Origin of the sequence: Phaeovulum veldkampii DSM 11550 (assembly GCF_003034995.1) — a bacterium.
Classification (GTDB): Bacteria; Pseudomonadota; Alphaproteobacteria; order Rhodobacterales; family Rhodobacteraceae; genus Phaeovulum; species Phaeovulum veldkampii.
In genome coordinates, this window is the sequence record NZ_PZKF01000003.1 from 32,794 (window position 1) to 50,712 (window position 17,919).

At 66.1% G+C, this 17,919-nt stretch carries 18 protein-coding genes and 1 tRNA gene; 10 read left to right on the forward strand and 9 right to left on the reverse strand.

From position 1 onward, the window contains the following. The first annotated feature begins 96 nt into the window (after positions 1-96). Positions 97-918 carry a DNA adenine methylase gene (locus C5F46_RS01785; protein WP_235820054.1) on the forward strand — a complete coding sequence of 274 codons (822 nt, stop codon included), beginning with the start codon at positions 97-99 and terminating at the stop codon, positions 916-918. Positions 919-1,129: 211 nt separating this feature from the next. On the opposite strand, the gene C5F46_RS01790 is transcribed toward C5F46_RS01785, so the two are convergent. Together C5F46_RS01790 and C5F46_RS16405 are read right to left on the reverse strand one after the other, a co-directional pair. Next, a tRNA-Ser gene (locus tag C5F46_RS01790) sits at positions 1,130-1,219 on the reverse strand. Between the two features lie 3 nt (positions 1,220-1,222). After that, a complete protein-coding gene (locus C5F46_RS16405; protein ID WP_133618297.1) occupies positions 1,223-1,447 on the reverse strand; it encodes a hypothetical protein in 225 nt (74 codons plus the stop codon). A gap of 190 nt (positions 1,448-1,637) precedes the next feature. Between C5F46_RS16405 and C5F46_RS01795 the strand changes: the two genes are divergently transcribed. Both C5F46_RS01795 and C5F46_RS01800 read left to right on the forward strand, forming a co-directional pair. Next, a complete protein-coding gene (locus C5F46_RS01795; RefSeq protein WP_107323658.1) occupies positions 1,638-1,817 on the forward strand; it encodes an Acb2/Tad1 domain-containing protein in 180 nt (59 codons plus the stop codon). 127 nt (positions 1,818-1,944) lie between these two features. Further along, positions 1,945-2,271 carry a plasmid pRiA4b ORF-3 family protein gene (locus tag C5F46_RS01800; RefSeq protein WP_268935647.1) on the forward strand — a complete coding sequence of 109 codons (327 nt, stop codon included), beginning with the start codon at positions 1,945-1,947 and terminating at the stop codon, positions 2,269-2,271. A 272-nt stretch (positions 2,272-2,543) separates the two neighbouring features. On the opposite strand, the gene C5F46_RS01805 is transcribed toward C5F46_RS01800, so the two are convergent. Genes C5F46_RS01805 through C5F46_RS01815 form a run of 3 tightly spaced genes read right to left on the reverse strand, consistent with a single transcriptional unit; the run spans position 2,544 to position 4,647 of the window. Further along, complete coding sequence (locus C5F46_RS01805) at positions 2,544-3,017, reverse strand: CinA family protein (protein WP_107323660.1); 474 nt, start codon at positions 3,015-3,017, stop codon at positions 2,544-2,546. Positions 3,018-3,019: 2 nt separating this feature from the next. Then, the gene (locus C5F46_RS01810) at positions 3,020-3,523 is read right to left on the reverse strand and encodes a phosphatidylglycerophosphatase A family protein (protein ID WP_107323661.1); all 504 of its coding nucleotides are present in this window, start codon (positions 3,521-3,523) and stop codon (positions 3,020-3,022) included. Next, on the reverse strand, positions 3,520-4,647 hold the full coding sequence (locus C5F46_RS01815) for a bifunctional 2-C-methyl-D-erythritol 4-phosphate cytidylyltransferase/2-C-methyl-D-erythritol 2,4-cyclodiphosphate synthase (RefSeq protein ID WP_107323662.1): 1,128 nt from the start codon (positions 4,645-4,647) through the stop codon (positions 3,520-3,522). The genes C5F46_RS01810 and C5F46_RS01815 overlap by 4 nt, the downstream gene beginning before the upstream one ends. A 184-nt stretch (positions 4,648-4,831) precedes the next feature. Here C5F46_RS01815 and dusB point away from each other — a divergent pair, with 184 nt between their 5' ends. From dusB to ntrX, 5 genes are all read left to right on the forward strand, one after another. Beyond that, positions 4,832-5,815: a tRNA dihydrouridine synthase DusB gene (gene dusB, locus C5F46_RS01820; RefSeq protein ID WP_107323663.1), complete on the forward strand. Its 984-nt coding sequence runs from the start codon at positions 4,832-4,834 to the stop codon at positions 5,813-5,815. Next, positions 5,812-6,903: a two-component system sensor histidine kinase NtrB gene (locus C5F46_RS01825; protein ID WP_107323664.1), complete on the forward strand. Its 1,092-nt coding sequence runs from the start codon at positions 5,812-5,814 to the stop codon at positions 6,901-6,903. The genes dusB and C5F46_RS01825 overlap by 4 nt, the downstream gene beginning before the upstream one ends. A 2-nt stretch (positions 6,904-6,905) precedes the next feature. Next, complete coding sequence (locus C5F46_RS01830) at positions 6,906-8,273, forward strand: response regulator (RefSeq protein WP_107323665.1); 1,368 nt, start codon at positions 6,906-6,908, stop codon at positions 8,271-8,273. Positions 8,274-8,343: 70 nt separating this feature from the next. Next, positions 8,344-10,626 carry a sensor histidine kinase NtrY-like gene (locus tag C5F46_RS01835; protein WP_407947324.1) on the forward strand — a complete coding sequence of 761 codons (2,283 nt, stop codon included), beginning with the start codon at positions 8,344-8,346 and terminating at the stop codon, positions 10,624-10,626. A 1-nt stretch (position 10,627) separates the two neighbouring features. Next, a complete protein-coding gene (ntrX, locus tag C5F46_RS01840; RefSeq protein ID WP_107323667.1) occupies positions 10,628-12,049 on the forward strand; it encodes a nitrogen assimilation response regulator NtrX in 1,422 nt (473 codons plus the stop codon). 42 nt (positions 12,050-12,091) lie between these two features. On the opposite strand, the gene C5F46_RS01845 is transcribed toward ntrX, so the two are convergent. Next, the gene (locus C5F46_RS01845) at positions 12,092-12,721 is read right to left on the reverse strand and encodes a J domain-containing protein (protein ID WP_107323668.1); all 630 of its coding nucleotides are present in this window, start codon (positions 12,719-12,721) and stop codon (positions 12,092-12,094) included. An 82-nt stretch (positions 12,722-12,803) separates the two neighbouring features. Here C5F46_RS01845 and C5F46_RS01850 point away from each other — a divergent pair, with 82 nt between their 5' ends. Beyond that, positions 12,804-13,058 carry a BolA family protein gene (locus C5F46_RS01850; RefSeq protein WP_107323669.1) on the forward strand — a complete coding sequence of 85 codons (255 nt, stop codon included), beginning with the start codon at positions 12,804-12,806 and terminating at the stop codon, positions 13,056-13,058. A 67-nt stretch (positions 13,059-13,125) separates the two neighbouring features. Here the strand turns inward: C5F46_RS01850 and C5F46_RS01855 are convergent, their stop codons facing one another. The 3 genes from C5F46_RS01855 to pepN form a co-directional block, all read right to left on the reverse strand. Then, complete coding sequence (locus C5F46_RS01855; RefSeq protein ID WP_107323670.1) at positions 13,126-13,485, reverse strand: DUF4177 domain-containing protein; 360 nt, start codon at positions 13,483-13,485, stop codon at positions 13,126-13,128. Beyond that, positions 13,482-15,002 (reverse strand): Asp-tRNA(Asn)/Glu-tRNA(Gln) amidotransferase subunit GatB, encoded by a 1,521-nt coding sequence (gene gatB / locus C5F46_RS01860; RefSeq protein ID WP_107323671.1) that lies wholly within the window; start codon positions 15,000-15,002, stop codon positions 13,482-13,484. The genes C5F46_RS01855 and gatB overlap by 4 nt, the downstream gene beginning before the upstream one ends. A 61-nt stretch (positions 15,003-15,063) precedes the next feature. After that, positions 15,064-17,625 (reverse strand): aminopeptidase N, encoded by a 2,562-nt coding sequence (pepN, locus tag C5F46_RS01865; RefSeq protein WP_107323672.1) that lies wholly within the window; start codon positions 17,623-17,625, stop codon positions 15,064-15,066. 96 nt (positions 17,626-17,721) lie between these two features. Between pepN and C5F46_RS01870 the strand changes: the two genes are divergently transcribed. Further along, complete coding sequence (locus C5F46_RS01870) at positions 17,722-17,919, forward strand: DUF2256 domain-containing protein (protein WP_107323673.1); 198 nt, start codon at positions 17,722-17,724, stop codon at positions 17,917-17,919.

The window sequence follows — 17,919 nt, forward strand, 5'->3', positions numbered from 1 at the left end:
GGGGTTGCCGCCCCCTCTGACACGGGGAAGCAGTCAGAAAGCCCCCGCCGACCAAATGTAGCTCATGGCCGCTCCACCCTCGCGAGGGCAGCGGCAATGGAGCCGATTCGGATGAACGAAACCTTTACGCCCGTCGATCCGGTGAAGCCGGTCGCCCCCTGGCTGGGCGGCAAGCGCAACCTCGCCAAGCGGATCTGCGCGATCCTCGACGCCACCCCCTGCACCACCTACGCCGAGCCGTTCGTCGGCATGGGCGGCATCTTCCTGCGGCGCACGGCGCGCCCGCGCGCCGAGGTGATCAACGACGCGGGCCGCGACGTGGCCAACCTCTTCCGCATCCTGCAGCGGCACTATCCGCAATTCCTCGACGTGCTGCGGTTTCAGTTGACCACGCGGGTTGAGTTCAACCGCCTGGTCGACACCAACCCCGACACCCTGACCGATCTGGAGCGCGCAGCGCGGTTCCTCTACCTCCAGCGCACGGCCTTCGGCGGCAAGGTTTCGGGGCGCAACTTCGGGGTGTCGACCGACCGCCCGGCGCGGTTCAACCTGACCACGCTGGAACCGATGCTGGAAGACCTGCACAGTCGGCTGTCCGGCGTGGTGATCGAATGCCTCGACTTCGAGGCGTTCATCCGCCGCTACGACGGCCCCGGCACGCTGTTCTACCTCGATCCGCCCTATTGGGGCAGCGAGGGCGACTACGGCAAGCACCTGTTCAGCCGCGGCGATTTCGAACGGATGGCGGCGGTTTTAAGGGGCCTTGAAGGCCGCTTCATGCTGTCGATCAACGACGTGCCCGAGATCCGTGATCTGTTCGCCTGGGCGCGCATCGAGGAGGTGACGACGACCTACACGGTGGGGAGCCGGGGCGCTGTCACCGCCCCAGAGCTACTGATCTCGGGTCCGAAACCATGAAATCGCGCTGATGCAGATATTCGTGTCACGCCCTGCAAAAATTCGTGGCGCGCTACAGCGCTGGCGTTGTTCAGACCGGGGAAGCGGCCAGCGGAAATAGTAGACGCCATGCCGGGACGGCGAGAGGTAGGCGGACAGTTTCATGGGGCTTGTGCTCCACTTTGTGTCGCACTTGCCCGTCCAAGTCTTAAGTCTTTGATTTAGAATGAAATGGCGGAGAGACAGGGATTCGAACCCTGGGTCGGCTCTCACCGACAACGGTTTTCGAGACCGCCGCATTCGACCACTCTGCCACCTCTCCGCGTCAGGGATCGTGCGGGCGATTTAGCTTGCCCTTTGGCAGCTTGCAACCGCTTTTTCGGGGTTTCATCGCGACGGATCGGCGAACGAAGCCGAGGGTCGGCGTTGATCTCCAGCCGGTAGTAGCGGACGACCGCGCAGTCGCAGGCGAACCCACCTCGACCGAACCCAGTTCCGGGCAGATCATCAACGCCACGCTGCGGCGCAGGCGCTCAATCGCACGCATCATGCAGCCTCCTTCTTGCTCTTGGGGGGGCGGGGAATGTCGCGCGGCCATTCAAGGTCGGATGGCCAACGGTCAGAGAACCACTGAACGACCGCCGCGGCCTTCCTGAGTGTGCAACTCGCACCCGCGACGAGACCTGCCAGCCACTTGACAGCCGGGAGAGACCGGCACCCATTCACAGCGGGAGCGGAACATGGACCAGAGCGGCGACACATCGGCGGCTGCCGCCAGGATCAGGGATATGAACGCCGACCTGGAGCGTCAGGTCGGCGAATATCTGGCGGCTTTGGGGGGGTCGCGCGAACTGTCGCTGGCCCGCACCAAGTTTCAGGAGGGTTTTTTCTGGCTGCGCCTGCACCTGGGGGATGACTGATGGCCTATGCCATGGGACGGCATTTTGTCGAACATAGGCGACCACTGGAACCGCTTCGCGCGTAAAGTGACCTGTACGACGCCGGGGCGCGGCTGATCCGGTCATCGAGGATACTGGCGCGAGAACGATCCAGTATGTCTACGACTTCGGGGATGACTGGGACCACAGCATCCGGATTGAAAGGGTCAGCGAGGCCACCCCGGGCACAAACTATCCGAGGCTGCTGAAAGCCAGCGGAGCATGCCCACCCGAGGACGTAGGCGGTGCCCCCGGTTACGAGGAATTCCTCGAAGCCATCGCCGATCCGGAACACGAGCAGCATGGAGACATGGTTCGCTGGTCAGGCAGACCCTTCGATCCCGAAGATGCCCAGATCGACAGGATCATCGAACGCTTGGAGAAACTCGCCAAGAAATGGGCTCCACCACCCGGCAGACCCAAAGCCAAAACCTGAGAAATCAAACCCGCCACAGCCTACGCCGGATGGTTACCCCACCACCGCATGTGCATCGAGGCCAACTCGCCCGGTCGAGATGGGGTATCGCACGGCATCCGATGCCGATGAGGCCAATGTGAGGTTCCTGGCCTCTGGATTGTTGACAACGAGGGCGCCAAGTTCTGGCTGTGCGGACCACTCCCGCCGAGGGTGCTGTCATCGCGCGCACAGGCCCAGACGCGTCCGTATCGGCGACTGCGAGAGCGATAACTAAACGACAGAGGCAGATATCAGGCGCCGGTGGTCACCGCTTGCGCCAGCAGCGCCAGCGCGTGGTGCAGGCTGGCCCGGCGCACGCCATCGCGCCCCAGCGCGCCAAAGTCGCAGGTTTCGCTTGTCACGCTTCCGCCGCGGGCCAATGCAAAGCAGACCCGGCCCTCGGGCTTGAACTCTGACCCGCCGGGGCCGGCGATGCCGGTCACGGCAACTGCCAGCGTGGCGCCCGACCGTGCCAGCGCCCCCGCCGCCATCTCGCGTGCGACAGCTTCGGACACCGCGCCGAAGGCGTCCAGCGTGGCAGGCAGAACGCCCAGCATTTCGACCTTGGCGGCGTTGGAATAGGTGACAAAGCCTCGATCAAACACATGCGAGGCGCCGGGCGGATCGGTCAGCGCCGCCGCGATCATCCCGCCGGTGCAGCTTTCGGCGGTGGCGATGCGCAGGCCCGCCACGCGGGCCGCAGCCAGCAGCGCCGCCGTCTCCATCGTCAGAACACCAGATGCCAGAGCGTGGCGATGACCAGCGTGCAGACGCCCGCGGCGGCCCCCGCCACCAGATCATCCAGCATCACCGCCTGCGCATCGCGCCGCGCGTCAATCTTGCCGATGATCGAGGGCTTCCAGATGTCAAAGAGGCGGAACAGTGCAAAGGCCGCGATCCAGGCCGGATAGGCGCGCGTGGCCCAGTCGCCGACACCGGTCAGCCAGAACACGAAGGCCGGGAACAGCAGCGCCACGAACATGCCCGCCACCTCGTCGATGACGATTTCCGACGGGTCTTCGCCGGGGCGCTCGCGCAGCGCCTCGTTGACCGACCAGAACCCCAGCAGGGTAATGCCGATGGTAGCGACCAGAAGCCCCCAAAAGCCAAAGCCGCGATCGATGGCCAGCGCGAACAGCAGCGCCACCAGCGCGCCAAACGTGCCGGGCGCCTTGGGGATTTCGCCCACCTGTCCGAAGGTGGTGATGAAGCGGATCGTCGAGGGATTCATTCTGACACCAGGGTTGCGGTTGCGATCGAAGCGATACCCTCTTCGCGGCCGGTGAAGCCCAGCCGTTCCGAGGTCGTGGCCTTGACCGAGACGCGCGTGGGGTCGATCCCCATGATCCGCGCCAGTTCCTCGGCCATGGCTTGTGCATGCGGCCCGATCTTTGGCCGCTCGCAGATCAGGGTGACATCGGCATTGGCAATACGAAAGCCCTTTTCGCGCGCAAGGTTTGCGGCATGGGCCAGAAAGATCTCGGATGCGGCGCCCTTCCACTGAGGATCGCTGGGCGGAAAGTGGCGGCCGATGTCGCCCTCGGCCATCGCGCCATAGATCGCGTCGGTCAACGCGTGCATCCCCACATCGGCATCGGAATGGCCCAGCAGCGCCTTGTCATGCGGTACCTTCACCCCGCACAGGATCACATGATCGCCCTCGCAAAAGGCATGCACATCATAGCCATTGCCCAGCCTTACATCCATCTTGGCCCCCAGTATCTGTTCGGCGCGCGCGAAATCTGCGGCGTAGGTGATTTTCAGATTGTCCTCGCTGCCCGCCACGATGGCAACCGGCAGGCCTGCGCGGCGGGCGATTTCCACGTCATCGGCGGCACCTTCTGGGTGCGCGCGATGGGCGGCGAGAATGGCGTCAAAGCGAAAGCCCTGCGGCGTCTGCGCGCGAAACAGGCCCTCGCGGTCCTGCGTGCCGGTGACCCGGTCTGCCGCGCCCCGCCACAGCGCATCGGTGACCGGCACGGCGGGGGCGGCAGCGGGCACGTCATTCAGCGCTGCGATCACGCGATCAATCAGCGCGCGGTCTACCAGCGGGCGCGCGCCGTCATGGATCAGAACGCGGGTCATGGCAGCGCCATCAAGGGCCTCGAGCGCGTTTCTCACGCTGTCGGAGCGGTTCGCGCCGCCCGCAACCAGCGTGACGCGGCCGCCAAATTCGGCAACGCCGCGGGCCATGTCGTCGGGGTGCAGCACCACCACCACACGCGGCAGATGCGCAAAGGCCGCCACCGAATGGGCCAGCACGCTTTGGCCTGCGAGAGACCGCCACTGCTTGGGTTCACCCCCGCCCGCGCGGGTGCCGCGGCCCGCGGCCACGATGATCGCTGCGACCGTCATATCGCCTCCATCTGCATCCGCCAAAGGCTTAGGCCAAGCCTGATGCAGGCGCAATGCGCCCTTTTGCGCATCAAAGCGGTGAAAAAATGGGCAGGTGCGGGTTTTTGCTGCTATCCATGCTTGGGTGGAATTGTGATTCCCCTCCGGCACGACTAGTTCAGGGGCAACTGCACAAGGAACAGGCATGAGCATCGACCTTGGCCCCCTTCGCCTGACCCCGCCGGTCTTTCTGGCGCCGATGGCCGGCATCACGGACCTGCCGTTTCGCCGCATGGTCGCGCGCTTTGGCGCGGGGCTGGTGGTGTCGGAAATGGTGGCCAGCGGCGAGATGCTGACGGCCAAGCCTTCGGTGCGTGCCAAGGCGCGGGCCGACTGGGAGGCGGGCGGGGTGCCGACCTCGGTGCAGCTTGCCGGGCGCGAGGCGCGCCCGATGGCCGAGGCCGCGCGGCTGGTGGCCGACATGGGCGCCGCGATCATCGACATCAACATGGGCTGCCCGGCGCGCAAGGTCACTGGCGGGCTTTCGGGGGCGGCGCTGATGCGCGATCCGGACCATGCGCTGCGCCTGATCGAGGCAGTGACCGGAGCGGTCGATCTGCCGGTGACGCTGAAGCTGCGTCTGGGCTGGGACAACGGCCAGAGAAACGCCGCCGAGATCGCTGCGCGGGCCGAGGCAGCTGGGGTGCGGATGATCGTCGTGCATGGCCGCACGCGGATGCAGTTTTACAGCGGGCAGGCGGATTGGGCGGCGATTGCCGCGGTGCGGGGGGCGGTGCGCATACCCGTGGTGGCCAATGGCGATATCGTGGGCGCTGCCAGCGCCCGCGTGGCGCTGGACCAGTCGGGGGCTGCGGGCGTGATGGTGGGGCGCGGTGCGCAGGGCAAGCCCTGGGCGCTGGCCGAAATCACCCATGCGCTGCACGGCACGCCAGCGCCCGAGGTGCCGCAGGGGGCCGCATTGGCGGACCTCATTGCCGAACATTACGAGGCGATGCTGGGCTTTTACGGCGTCGAGGTGGGCCTGCGGCTCGCGCGCAAGCATCTGGGCTGGTATGCCGAGGCGGCCGCGGCACCCTTGCGCGCCGAGATGATGCGCGCCGAAACCCCCGCCGCCACGCTGGCGCTGATCGGCGCTGCCTTTGCCGATACCGGGAGGGCCGCCGCATGACGCTGCCCGCCCCCGGCATCATCTGGGCCAGCCTGCCCACCCCCGCGATCCTGATCGACGGCGCAGACCGGGTGCTGGAGATCAACCCCGCGGCGGAGTTGTTCCTGAACATGTCGGCGCGCAGCCTGAAGGGGCAAAAGCTGTTTGACCGGCTGGCGATCGACGCGCCGCTGGAAGAGGTGTTCGGGCGTGTCCGCGCCAACAATTCGGCGCTGTTCATCAACGATGTCGATATCAGCACAGGCGAACGTGCGCCGGTGGTCTGCACCTTGCAGGCCGCGCCCTTGGGCGATGATCCGCAAAACCTGCTGCTGGTGATCCAGCCGCGCGAGATCGCCGACCGGCTGGGCCGGGCGCAGCATGTCAAATCGGCCGCGCGCTCGGCCATCGGCATGGCCGAAATGCTGGCGCATGAGATCAAGAACCCGCTCGCCGGCATTTCGGGCGCGGCGCAGCTTTTGTCGATGAACCTGTCGGGCGAGGATCTGGAGCTGACCGATCTCATCGTCGAGGAAACCCGGCGCATCGTGAAGCTGCTGGAACAGGTCGAGCAATTTGGCAACATCCGCCCGCCCGAATTGCGCGCGGTCAACATCCACGACGTGCTGGACCGGGCGCGCAAATCGGCGCTGGTGGGCTTTGCCGCGCATATGAGCGTGATCGAGGATTACGACCCCTCGCTGCCCGCCACCCACGCCGACCCCGACCAGTTGACGCAGGTGTTTCTGAACCTGCTGAAGAACGCAGCCGAGGCCGCCAAGGGCACGCCGGGCACGATCCGCATTCGCACGTTCTACGACCTGTCGCTGCGGCTGCGGCGCAAGGATGGCCCCGGCCAGCCGCTGCCGCTTCAGGTCGAGATCATCGACGACGGCCCCGGCATCCCGCCCGCCATCGCCGCCGAGATTTTCGAACCCTTCGTTTCGGGCCGCGAGAATGGCACCGGGCTGGGCCTTGCGCTGGTGTCAAAGATCATTTCCGACCACGGCGGCTGGGTCAGCGTTGACAGCGTTCCGGGCCGCACCGTCTTCCGTGTTTCGCTTCCCCTTGCCCCGAAAAACCGGGCGCAGCCCAGTCTGGAGACCTGACGATGGACGGCACCGTTCTTGTCGCCGATGATGACCGCACGATCCGCACCGTTCTGACCCAGGCGCTGACGCGCGCCGGGTGCAAGGTGCATGCGACCTCCAGCCTGATGACGCTGATGCGCTGGATCGAGGAGGGCAAGGGCGATCTGGTGATTTCGGATGTGATGATGCCCGACGGAAACGGGCTGGAGGCGCTGCCGCGGATCGGCAAGGAGCGCCCCGGCCTGCCGGTGATCGTGATTTCGGCGCAGAACACGATCATGACCGCGATTCAGGCCGCCGAGGCCGAGGCCTATGATTACTTGCCCAAGCCCTTTGACCTGCCCGACCTGATGAAACGCGCCGCCCGCGCGCTGGACCGCAAGCGCCGCGCCGCGCCGCTGCGCCCGGCCGAGCCGCGCGAGGTGGGCAGCGATCTGCCGCTGGTGGGGCGCACCCCGGCGATGCAGGCGCTGTATCGGCTGGTGGCGCGGGTGATGAACGCCGATCTGCCGGTGCTGATTGGCGGCGAATCCGGCACCGGAAAATCGTTGATCGCCAAGGCCATCCACGATTTTTCAGACCGCCGCACACAGCCTTTCGTGGTAGCGCAGGCCGCCGATCTGATGGGGGCCGACGGGCCGTCGCAACTGCTGGCGCGGGCGCGGGGCGGCAGTCTTGTGTTCGACGAGATCGGTGATTTCGACGATGAGGCTCAGGCGCGCATCGTGCGCATGTGCGATGCGCTGCCCGATCCCGCACCGCGGATCATGGCGACCTCTCAGGTCGATCTGATGGCGCAGATGGAGGCGGGGCGGTTCCGGCAGGATCTGTTCTACCGGCTGTCCGGCGTCACGCTGGCAGTGCCCAGCCTGCGCGAGCGGGTCGAGGACATTCCGCTGCTGGCCGAGCATTTTCTGGCCCGCGGCGAACGCGACGGCGCCGCGCAGCGGCGGCTGTCGCCCGATGCGCTGGCGCTGGTGCGCGTCTATAGCTGGCCCGGCAACGTGCGGCAGCTGGAAAACACCATCCGCCGCCTGGTCGTGACCGCCGCCGAAGAAGAAATCACCCGCGCCGAGGTGGAACAGGTGCTGGGCAACCAGCCCGCCATCGAGCCGGCGCGCGGCGGCGGCGAGGGCGAAAAGCTGTCGGCGTCGGTCGCGCGGCATCTGCGGCGGTATTTCGACCTGCACGGCGGCAGCCTGCCTGCGCCGGGTCTTTACGACCGCATCCTGCGAGAGGTCGAGGCGCCGCTGATCGAAATTGCGCTGGATGCCACCGCGGGCAATCAGGCCAGATGTGCCGATCTTCTGGGCATCAACCGCAATACTTTGCGCAAGAAGATCACCGATCTGGATATTCAGGTGACACGACGCCGCAAGCTGATGTAAAACAGCCACAGGGGAGAGTGGCTTTTTCAGCGCAGATGAAATGCTGCCGCCACACCCCTTGGGGGAGAGCGTGCAGGTCGGGGTCGAAGATAAAAGCGTTCTGCCTCAGGGCCGCAGGCGCCGCGGCAGTGCCCTTGGCGGGCTGGCGGCGCTGGGGCTGGTGGTGCTGGGGCCGGCGCTGGCGGTGGCCACGTTCTTTGCGCTGGGCCCGTTCGGGCAGGGCGCCGAATCAACCGCGCTTCGGCTGATCCTGCTGGCTGATTTCGTTTATTTCCTGCTGTTGGCCACGCTGGTGATGATGCGGCTGATGCGGATGGTGGCGGCGCGCCGGGCTCGCTCGGCCGGGTCGCAACTGCATCTGCGGCTGACCGGCATCTTTGCGGGCGTGGCGCTGGTGCCCACGGTTCTGGTGGCGATCTTTGCCGGGCTGACGGTGAACATCGGGCTGGAAGGCTGGTTTTCCGAGCGGGTGCGGCAGGTGGTGGGCAGTTCGCTTGAGGCTGCCGAAGCCTACCAGGAGGAACACCGCCGCGATCTGGCGGAGGATGCCGAGGCGCTGGCGGCCTTTTTGAACCTGCGCCGTCAGGCCACCAACATCTTTACCGAGGGCGATCTGCGCGAGTTGCTGAGCCAAGGTCAGGGGCTGGTGCAGCGCGGCCTGCGCGAGGCTTTTGTGATCGACGGCGCGGGTGATCTGCGCTCACGTGGGGAGCGCAGCTATCTGTTCGATTTCGAAGAACCCGCCAGTGCCGATCTGGCGCTGGCGCAGGCCGGCGAAACCGTGCTGATCGAAGATTGGGACAACAACGAATTTCGCGCGTTGGTGCATCTGGACGCCTTTGTTGACCGCTATCTGTATGTCAGCCGGGTGGTCGATGGCGATATCCTGAAACTGCTGGATGACACTCGCGAAACGGTGGGGCTGTATCAGCAACTGGAGGCCACGCGCGGCAAGGTTCTGTTTGAATTCGGTCTGGTCTATCTTGGTTTCGCGCTGATCCTTGTGCTGGCGGCGATCTGGCTGGGGCTGTCGATCGCCGAGGGGCTGTCACGACCGATCGGGCGGCTGGCGCAGGCCGCCGAAAAGGTGGGGGCGGGCGATCTGGATGCGCAGGTGCCCGAACTGCCCGGCGAGGATGAAATCGCGGTGATGGGCCGCGCCTTCAACCGCATGACGCGCCAGTTAAAGGGGCAGCGGGCCGAACTGATGTCAAATCACCGCGAAACCGAAGAACGGCGGCGGGTGTTTGATTCAGTGCTGTCATCGGTCACCTCGGGGGTGATCGGGCTGGATGCCGAGGGCCGGGTCGATTTTCTCAACCGCTCGGCCGCCCGGCTTCTGGAAATGGATCTGGCCGCCGGCCATGGCCGCCTGCTGGCCGAGGCGGTGCCGGAATTTGCCAGCCTGCTGGACCGGCTGCGCGATGGTCTGGCCGAGGTGGTGCAGGAAGAAATCCAGATATCGCGCGGCGGACGGCTGGAACGGCTGCTGGTGCGTCTGGCCGTGCGGCGCACTGCCGACGGGCTGGAGGGCTATGTGGTGGCCTTTGAAGACGTGACCGAACTGGTCAGCGCGCAGCGCATGGCCGCTTGGGGCGACGTGGCGCGGCGCATCGCGCATGAGATCAAGAATCCGCTGACCCCGATCCAGTTGTCGGCCGAGCGTATACGCCGCAAGTTCCGCCATCTGGAGGGCGCCGAGGCCGAGGCGCTGGAGCAATATACCGATGTGATCATCCGTCAGACCAGCGACCTGCGCCGGATCGTGGACGAGTTCTCGCGCTTTGCCCGGATGCCAGAACCCGACCGCCGCGACCATGACCTGACCCGCCTGATGCGCGACGCGGTGCTGTTGCAGGAGGAGGCGCTGCATGGCGCACGGCTGGTGGCCGATCTGCCCGAAGAGCCGGTGGTGGTGGAACTGGACGCCACAATGATTTCGCAGGCGGTTACGAATCTGATCAAGAATGCAGGAGAAGCGATTGAAAGCCTTATGGAAAAAGGCTCTCCAGAAGGTTGGCGGCCCGAGGTGCGCGTGGCGATGACCGCCACCCCCGAGGCGGTGCGCATCACCATCACCGATAACGGCATCGGCCTGCCGCCCGACCGGGCGCGGCTGTTTGAACCCTATGTGACGACGCGGGCCAAGGGCACCGGGCTTGGCCTGCCGATCGTCAAGAAGATCATCGAGGAACATGGCGGCACGCTGACACTGACCGATGCGCCCGCCTTCGAGGCTGGCGCGCATCGCGGCGCGCGGGCCGAAATCAGGTTGCCGCGCGCCCGCGCAGGCAGCCGTGCCGTGCGAGAAACCACTTCAGACAGGGGCCAGTCGCGCTCCGGGCAGGTATGAGATGAGTGACATTCTGATCGTTGACGACGAACGCGACATCCGCGAACTGATTGCAGACATCCTCAAGGACGAGGGGTTTGCCACCCGGCTGGCTGCCAATTCCGACGACTGCATGGAGGCACTGAACGCCGAGCCGCCGGCGCTGATGATCCTCGACATCTGGCTGAAAGACAGCCGGATGGACGGGATCGACATTCTCAAACAGGTGAAACGCGACAACCCCGATGTGCCGGTGATCATCATCTCCGGGCATGGCAATATCGAGATCGCGGTGGCCGCGATTCGGCAGGGCGCCTATGACTTCATCGAAAAGCCGTTCAACATCGACCAGTTGATGGTGGTGATCACGCGGGCGATGGAAACCGCCCGGCTGCGGCGCGAAAACACCGCGCTGCGGCGGCGCGAGGTCACTTCGGCCGAGATGCTGGGCGCCTCGGCGGCGCTGCGCAAGCTGAAGGATCAGTTGGACCGGGTGACGAAATCGAACGGCCGGGTGATGCTGACCGGCGAGCCGGGGTCGGGCAAAGAGGTGGCGGCGCGCTATATCCACGCCAATTCGACCCGCGCCACCGGCCCCTTTGTCACCGTCAGTTCGGCCTCGATCGCGCCCGAACGGATGGAAGAGGTGCTGTTTGGCCGCGAAACGCCCGAACGGGGCGTGGAAAAGGGCCTGCTGGAACAGGCGCACGGCGGGGTGATCTACTTTGACGAGGTCGCCGACATGCCGCTGGGCACACAGTCGAAAATCCTGCGGGTGCTGACTGAACAGCAGTTCACCCGCGCCGGCGGGGCCGACAAGGTGCGCGTCGATCTGCGGGTAATTTCTTCGACCACGCGCAACCTCACCGCTGAAATCGGTGCCGGGCGTTTTCGACAAGAGCTGTTCGACCGGCTGAATGTGGTCCCGATCCCGGTGCCGCCGCTGTCGGAACGGCGCGAGGATATCCCGCTGCTGGCGTCGCATTTCATCGAGACGTTCAACCGTGTGCAGGGCCTGCCGCTGCGCGCCATCGGCGACGAGGCGGCGGCGATGCTGCAAACGATGGACTGGCCCGGCAACATCCGGCAATTGCGCAACGTGGTCGAGAGGGTGCTGATTCTGGGGGACGGTGCAGGCCCGATCGAGCCGCGCGAACTGCCGGGGCAGGATGCCGCCCCCGACGAGGGTCGGCTGGTGCTGGGCGGGCAGTTGGCCACGCTGCCCCTGCGTGAGGCGCGCGAATTGTTCGAGCGCGAATATCTGCTGACCCAGATCAACCGCTTTGGCGGCAACATTTCGCGCACCGCGAATTTCGTTGGGATGGAGCGCAGCGCGCTGCACCGCAAGCTGAAGTCGCTGGGGGTTGTTTCGTCGGCCAAATCGGGGGGGCGGGGCCTCAATGGCGATGAGGGCGACGATCTGGACGAGGACGACGAGGGCTGATCGCTGCCAGCACCGGCCCGGCGATGATGCCGGGCCGTGAGCTTAGTCGCGGAAGCTGCGGCTGTCCTTGATCTGGTCCCAAGCCCAGACCACCTCTTGCAACTGCTCTTCCTGACTGCGGTCGCCGCCGTTCATGTCGGGATGAAGAACCTTGATCAGCGACTTGTATTGCTTGCGGATTTCCGGCTTTGACCAGGTGTCGCGGGCATCCAGAATTTCCAGCGCGCGGCGTTCGGTCGGCGGCAGCTTGCGCCCCGCAGTGACGCGGCCTGGGTTTTGCGTGGCGTTGGCGCCCAAAATCTCCATCGGGTCGGCAATGCCGTGGCGTGCCCAGGCGCGGGTTTCCTCGGACACTTTGGCAAAGGGCCGGGTGGGGCGTTCCCACACCGTGGCATTGTCCAGAAAGGCCTGAAACTCCTCTTCGGACTGGCCCTGAAAGTAGTTCCAGTTCAGGTTGTATTCGCGGACATGGTCTTTGCAGAACCAGTAATAATCATCCAGCACCTTGGGCGACTTCGGCGCCCGATACTGGCCGGGCTGGGTGCAGCCCTGATGGTCGCATTGCCGCGTGGAGGTTTCGAAGGCGCCGGACATGCCGCGCTTGCCCTTCGCCCGCCGCTTCTTGTCGGAGGCGGCGGAGATATCGAAACCGAAGGGGTCGCTCTTGCTCATGGGGCCTCTGAAACATGCCTTCCCGACTCGGGACATCGAGTTTAGGGTTTTTCCGGGGACGTGAAAGGGGGCAATCCGAAAAATGCGCGTTGTGGATGAAATCGTTGAAAAACTTTCGGTTTTCGAGGCCGAGGAACTGCTGGTCGAGGATGACAGTGCGCGCCATGCGGGCCATTCGGGGGCAAGCCCCGAGGGGCAGACGCATTTTCGGGTGCGGATGCGCGCTGCACGGCTGGCGCCGCTGAGCCGGATCGAGCGGCACCGGGCGGTTCACGCGGCCCTTGGCCCCGATCTGGTGGGGCGTATCCATGCGCTGGCGCTGGATCTGAACGCCTGAGCAGGTGGCGGGCGGGCCGGGGGGCCGTCTGCCCCCCCCGAGGATATTTGCACCAAGATGAAAGGAGTCAGTCGCCGGTTGCCGGGCCAAGGCGGGGTGCGGCGCCCGGTTCGGTCAGCGCCGCAAGCCGCGGGGCGCGACCTTCGGGGGCCTCGGCGGTCAGGCCGCGGGGGGCCGGGTCGGCGACCGCAGCACAGGCGGGGCGGCGAAACACCAGAAGCGTGTGATAGACCGTGCTGCGCGAGGTCAGCCCGCTGCGTTCCTCGATCGGCAGAACATCGGCGCGCAGATATTCCCAGCCGTCGCGCGCCATTTCGTTCAGCGCGAGGGTCAGGGTGTGGGCGTGGCGATCTTCGGCCGTTTTCAGCCCGCGTGCCTTTTCGGCGCGGGGCGGGGCGGGGATGACCTTGTAGTCGTAAGCCGTCATTCCCCAAGCCCGAGTTTGCGCGCCACCATTTCGTTGACCACGGCAGGGTTGGCCTTGCCGCCGGTGGCTTTCAGCACCTGACCGGTGAACCAGCCCGCCAGTTTCGGGTTGGCCCTGGCCTTTTCGACCTGCGCCGGGTTGGCTGCGATGATCGCGTCCACCGCCGTTTCGATCGCGCCGGTGTCGGTGACCTGTTTCATGCCGCGGGCCTCGACGATCTGCGCCGGATCGCCGCCCTCGGTCCAGAGGATTTCGAACAGGTCTTTGGCGATCTTGCCCGAAATCTCGCCCGCGCCGATCAGGTCGAGCACGCCGCCCAGTTGCGCCGCGCTGACCGGGCTGTCGGCGATCGCCAGCCCTTGCTTGTTCAGCCGCCCGAACAATTCGTTGATCACCCAGTTTGCCGCCTGCTTGCCGTCGCGCCCCGCGGCCACCGCCTCGAAGAAAGCGGCGTTTTCGGCCTCGGCGGTCAGCACGCCCGCGTCATATTCGGTCAGCCCGAAATCCGCCACGAAGCGTGCCTTCTTGGCGTCGGGCAGTTCGGGCATGGTGGCGGCAATGTCATCGACCCAGGCCTGTTCGATCTCCAACGGCAGCAGGTCGGGGCAGGGGAAGTAGCGGTAGTCATGCGCCTCTTCCTTGGATCGCATGGAGCGGGTTTCGCCACGGTCGGGGTCATAGAGGCGGGTTTCCTGCACCACCGCGCCGCCGTCTTCGACGATGGCGATCTGGCGGCGGGCCTCATAGTCGATGGCCTGCTGGATGAAGCGCATCGAGTTCATGTTCTTGATCTCGCACCGGATGCCCAGATACGAGAAATCGCCGGTTTCGATGAATTTCTCATAGGCGCCGGGGCGACAGATCGAGACGTTCACATCGCAGCGCAGGTTGCCGTTCTGCATGTTGCCGTCGCAGGTGCCCAGATAGCGCAGGATCTGGCGCAGCTTGCCGACGTAGGCCGCCGCTTCCTCGGGGCCGCGGATGTCGGGGCGGCTGACGATTTCCATCAGCGCCACGCCGGTGCGGTTGAGGTCCACAAAGCTCATGTTCGGGTCCATGTCGTGGATCGACTTGCCCGCATCCTGTTCGAGGTGGATGCGCTCGATGCGCACGCGCCGCGCGATGCCCGGCCCCATATCGACGATGATTTCGCCCTCGCCCACGATCGGGTGGTAAAGCTGGCTGATCTGATAGCCCTGCGGCAGGTCGGGGTAAAAATAGTTCTTGCGGTCGAAGGCCGAGGTCAGGTTGATCTGCGCCTTCAGCCCCAGCCCGGTGCGCACTGCCTGCGCGACGCAGAATTCGTTGATGACCGGCAGCATCCCCGGCATTGCCGCATCCACAAAGGCCACGTTGGCGTTGGGTTCCGACCCGAAGGTGGTGGAGGCGCCGGAGAACAGCTTGGCGTTCGAGGCGACCTGCGCGTGCACCTCCAGCCCGATCACCAGTTCCCAGTCGGCTTTGGCGCCGGCGATCACTTTGGGTTCGGGGGTGCGGTAGGCGAGGTGGTCAAGCATGGCGTGTCCTTTCGGCGATGGCCGGAGTTTTAGGGCAGGGGCCGGGCAGCGGCAAGGCCCGTCATCCCCCCGCTGCCAGAAGCCGCGCCACCATTTCGCCGGTGTCGCGGCTCAGCCCCGGCTGGGCGCTGATCCGGCCAAGTTCGGCCCGCATCAGTGCCTGCCGGTGGGCATCATAGCGCGGCCAGGTCTCGAACGCGGTGGACATCCGCGCGGTGGTTTGCGGGTTGATCGGGTCAAGCCGGATCAGCCAGTCGGCGTAGAACCGGTAACCCGCGCCCGAGGCATGGTGAAAGCCTGCGTGATTGGCGGCAAGCCCCCCCATCAGCGCGCGGAAGCGGTTGGGGTTCTTCCAGTCGAAATCGGGCAGGGCGGCCAGATGGGCGGCGGTTTCGGCGGCCAGATCGGGGGCGGCGTGCAGCACCTGCACCATGAACCACTTGTCCATCACCAGCCGGTCATGGGCAAAGCCGTCGCGGAACCGGGCCAGCGCGCCCGCGGCGCGGTTCATCTCGATCAGGCAGGCCAGCGCCGCCAGCCGCTCGGTCATGGTGGTGGCCGCATCGCACAGGCGTTCGGCCCGGGCGCCGTTATCGAGCCGGTTCAGCAGTCCGAGGCAGGCCATGCGCAGCGCTCGCCGCCCGGCGGGGGCGGCGTCGGGGGAGAACGGGCCGGGGTCGGCCATTGCCGCAAAGACGGCTTGCAGCGCGCCCTCATGCGCGGTGGCGATGGCATGGGTCAGCCGCGCGCGGGCGCCGTGGATCTCGGCCGGGTCGGGGGGGGTGCCGGCCGCGTGCAGGGCGGTGGCGATCTCGTCTTCCGACGGCAGGCGCAGGCAGAGCGCGCCAAAGGCCGGGTCGGCGGGCGCATCGGCCAGAACGCGGCCATAGGCGGCGATCAGGTCGGGGTCGGGGGCGGCGCCGCCGACCATTGCCATCAGCGCGCTGCGGGCAAGGCTGCGCCCCGCTTCCCATCGGTTGAAGGGGTCGGTGTCATGGGCGAACAGAAACGCGCGTTCGGCCTGCGTCGTTTCCCGCTCCAGCACCACGGGGGCGGAAAAGCCCCGCAGGATCGAGGGCACCGGCCGCGCGGCCAGCCCCTCGAAGGCAAAACTCTGGCTGGCCTCGGTCATTTCCAGCAGGCGCGTCGGCACTACCTCGTCGCCGTTTTGGCCCAGAAGGCCCACGGCGATCGGGATTACCCGAGGCGTCTTGACCGGCTGGCCCGGCGTGGGGGGCGTTTCTTGGGTGAAGGTCAGGGTATAGCGGCTGCCGTCCCAGTCTTCGGTCACCCGCAGCCGCGGCGTGCCCGCCTCGGAATACCAGCGTTTGAACTGGGTCAGATCGCGGCCGGTGGCATGTTCGAACACCGTCAGCCAATCCTCGATCGTCGCCGCCTGCCCGTCGTGGCGGTCAAAGTAGAGGTCAAGCGCGCGGCGATAGCCGTCATCGCCCACCAGACGGCGCAGCATCCCCACCACCTCGGCGCCCTTTTCATAGACGGTCGCGGTGTAGAAGTTGTTGATCTCGATATAGCTTTCAGGGCGCACCGGGTGTGCGAGCGGCCCCTGATCCTCGCGGAACTGGCGCGCGCGCAGGGCCAGCACATCTTCGATCCGCTTGACCGCCGCGCTGCGGATGTCAGAGGTGAATTGCTGGTCGCGGTAGACCGTCAGCCCTTCTTTCAGGCAAAGCTGGAACCAGTCGCGGCAGGTGATGCGGTTGCCGGTCCAGTTGTGGAAATATTCATGCGCGATCACGCTTTCGATGCGTTCGTAATCGGCATCCGTCGCGGTTTCGGGGCTGGCCAGCACGAGTTTGGAGTTGAAGATGTTCAGCCCCTTGTTCTCCATCGCGCCCATGTTGAAATCATCGACGGCGACGATGTTGAACACGTCCAGATCGTATTCGCGGCCATAGGCCTCTTCGTCCCAGCGCATCGACCGCTTCAGCGCCTCCATCGCGAAACCGCAGCGCGCCTCGTCGCCGCGGCGCACCCAGATCGCCAGATCGACCGACCGCCCAGAGGCGGTGGTGAAGCGGTCGCGCAGCGCCACCAGATCGCCCGCCACAAGTGCGAACAGATAGGCGGGTTTGGGCCAGGGGTCGTGCCATTCGGCCCAGCCCGTGCCCTGTGCCACCGGGTTGCCGTTTGACAGCAGCACCGGCAGGTCGCTTTCGATCCGCACCCGGAACGGCGCCATCACATCGGGTCGGTCGGGGTAAAAGGTGATGTGGCGAAAGCCCTCGGCCTCGCATTGGGTGCAGAACATCCCGCCTGACATGTAAAGCCCTTCCAGCGCGGTATTGGCGGCGGGGTCGATCTCGACCTCGGATTCCAGCACGAAGGCGGCGGCGGGCAGGGCGCGGGCCGCGATCGTCAGCCCGGTCTCGGTCAGTGTGTAATCGGCGGGCGGCAGGGCGTGGCCATCAAGCCGCAGCGCCAACAGGCGCAGCCCCTCGCCATCCAGTCGCAGATCGGCGCCGGGGGATTGTGGCGTCAGATCCAGCCGCGCCAGCACCTGCGTGGCGCAGGGTGCAAGGCGAAAGGTCAGCGCGACCTGATCGACCCGGAACGGGTAGGGGGTATAGTCTGCAAGACGTTTGGGCTGGGGGGCGGTCATGGCGGCTCCGGGTTCGGGTGGCGGGGCGAAGGTAGGCCCGCGCCCGCGCCGGGGCAAGGCGTTGCGCGCGCAGGGCGCGCCCGCTATTGCTGCAATATGCCGAAAACCCGCCGCCCCAGCGACCTGCCGGAAAAGATCTGCGCCACCTGCGGCCGCCCGTTCCGCTGGCGCAAGAAGTGGGCGCGCGACTGGGAGGCGGTGCGGCATTGTTCGGATGCCTGCCGAACCGGGCGCTACCTGCGCGCTCAAAACGGAGACGGTGCAACCACGCCAAAAACTGGTAAAAAAAATTGA

Excerpts from the sequence above, each read along its gene's own strand:
- C5F46_RS01805 (WP_107323660.1), bottom strand. The coding sequence starts at position 3,017 with ATGGAGACGGCGGCGCTGCTGGCTGCGGCCCGCGTGGCGGGCCTGCGC.
- C5F46_RS01845 (WP_107323668.1), bottom strand. The coding sequence starts at position 12,721 with ATGAGCAAGAGCGACCCCTTCGGTTTCGATATCTCCGCCGCCTCCGAC.
- C5F46_RS01855 (WP_107323670.1), bottom strand. The coding sequence starts at position 13,485 with ATGACGGCTTACGACTACAAGGTCATCCCCGCCCCGCCCCGCGCCGAA.
- C5F46_RS01850 (WP_107323669.1), top strand. The coding sequence starts at position 12,804 with ATGCGCGTTGTGGATGAAATCGTTGAAAAACTTTCGGTTTTCGAGGCC.
- gatB (WP_107323671.1), bottom strand. The coding sequence starts at position 15,002 with ATGCTTGACCACCTCGCCTACCGCACCCCCGAACCCAAAGTGATCGCC.
- pepN (WP_107323672.1), bottom strand. The coding sequence starts at position 17,625 with ATGACCGCCCCCCAGCCCAAACGTCTTGCAGACTATACCCCCTACCCG.
- ntrX (WP_107323667.1), top strand. The coding sequence starts at position 10,628 with ATGAGTGACATTCTGATCGTTGACGACGAACGCGACATCCGCGAACTG.
- dusB (WP_107323663.1), top strand. The coding sequence starts at position 4,832 with ATGAGCATCGACCTTGGCCCCCTTCGCCTGACCCCGCCGGTCTTTCTG.
- C5F46_RS16405 (WP_133618297.1), bottom strand. The coding sequence starts at position 1,447 with ATGATGCGTGCGATTGAGCGCCTGCGCCGCAGCGTGGCGTTGATGATC.
- C5F46_RS01785 (WP_235820054.1), top strand. The coding sequence starts at position 97 with ATGGAGCCGATTCGGATGAACGAAACCTTTACGCCCGTCGATCCGGTG.
- C5F46_RS01825 (WP_107323664.1), top strand. The coding sequence starts at position 5,812 with ATGACGCTGCCCGCCCCCGGCATCATCTGGGCCAGCCTGCCCACCCCC.
- C5F46_RS01810 (WP_107323661.1), bottom strand. The coding sequence starts at position 3,523 with ATGAATCCCTCGACGATCCGCTTCATCACCACCTTCGGACAGGTGGGC.
- C5F46_RS01815 (WP_107323662.1), bottom strand. The coding sequence starts at position 4,647 with ATGACGGTCGCAGCGATCATCGTGGCCGCGGGCCGCGGCACCCGCGCG.
- C5F46_RS01870 (WP_107323673.1), top strand. The coding sequence starts at position 17,722 with ATGCCGAAAACCCGCCGCCCCAGCGACCTGCCGGAAAAGATCTGCGCC.
- C5F46_RS01795 (WP_107323658.1), top strand. The coding sequence starts at position 1,638 with ATGGACCAGAGCGGCGACACATCGGCGGCTGCCGCCAGGATCAGGGAT.
- C5F46_RS01830 (WP_107323665.1), top strand. The coding sequence starts at position 6,906 with ATGGACGGCACCGTTCTTGTCGCCGATGATGACCGCACGATCCGCACC.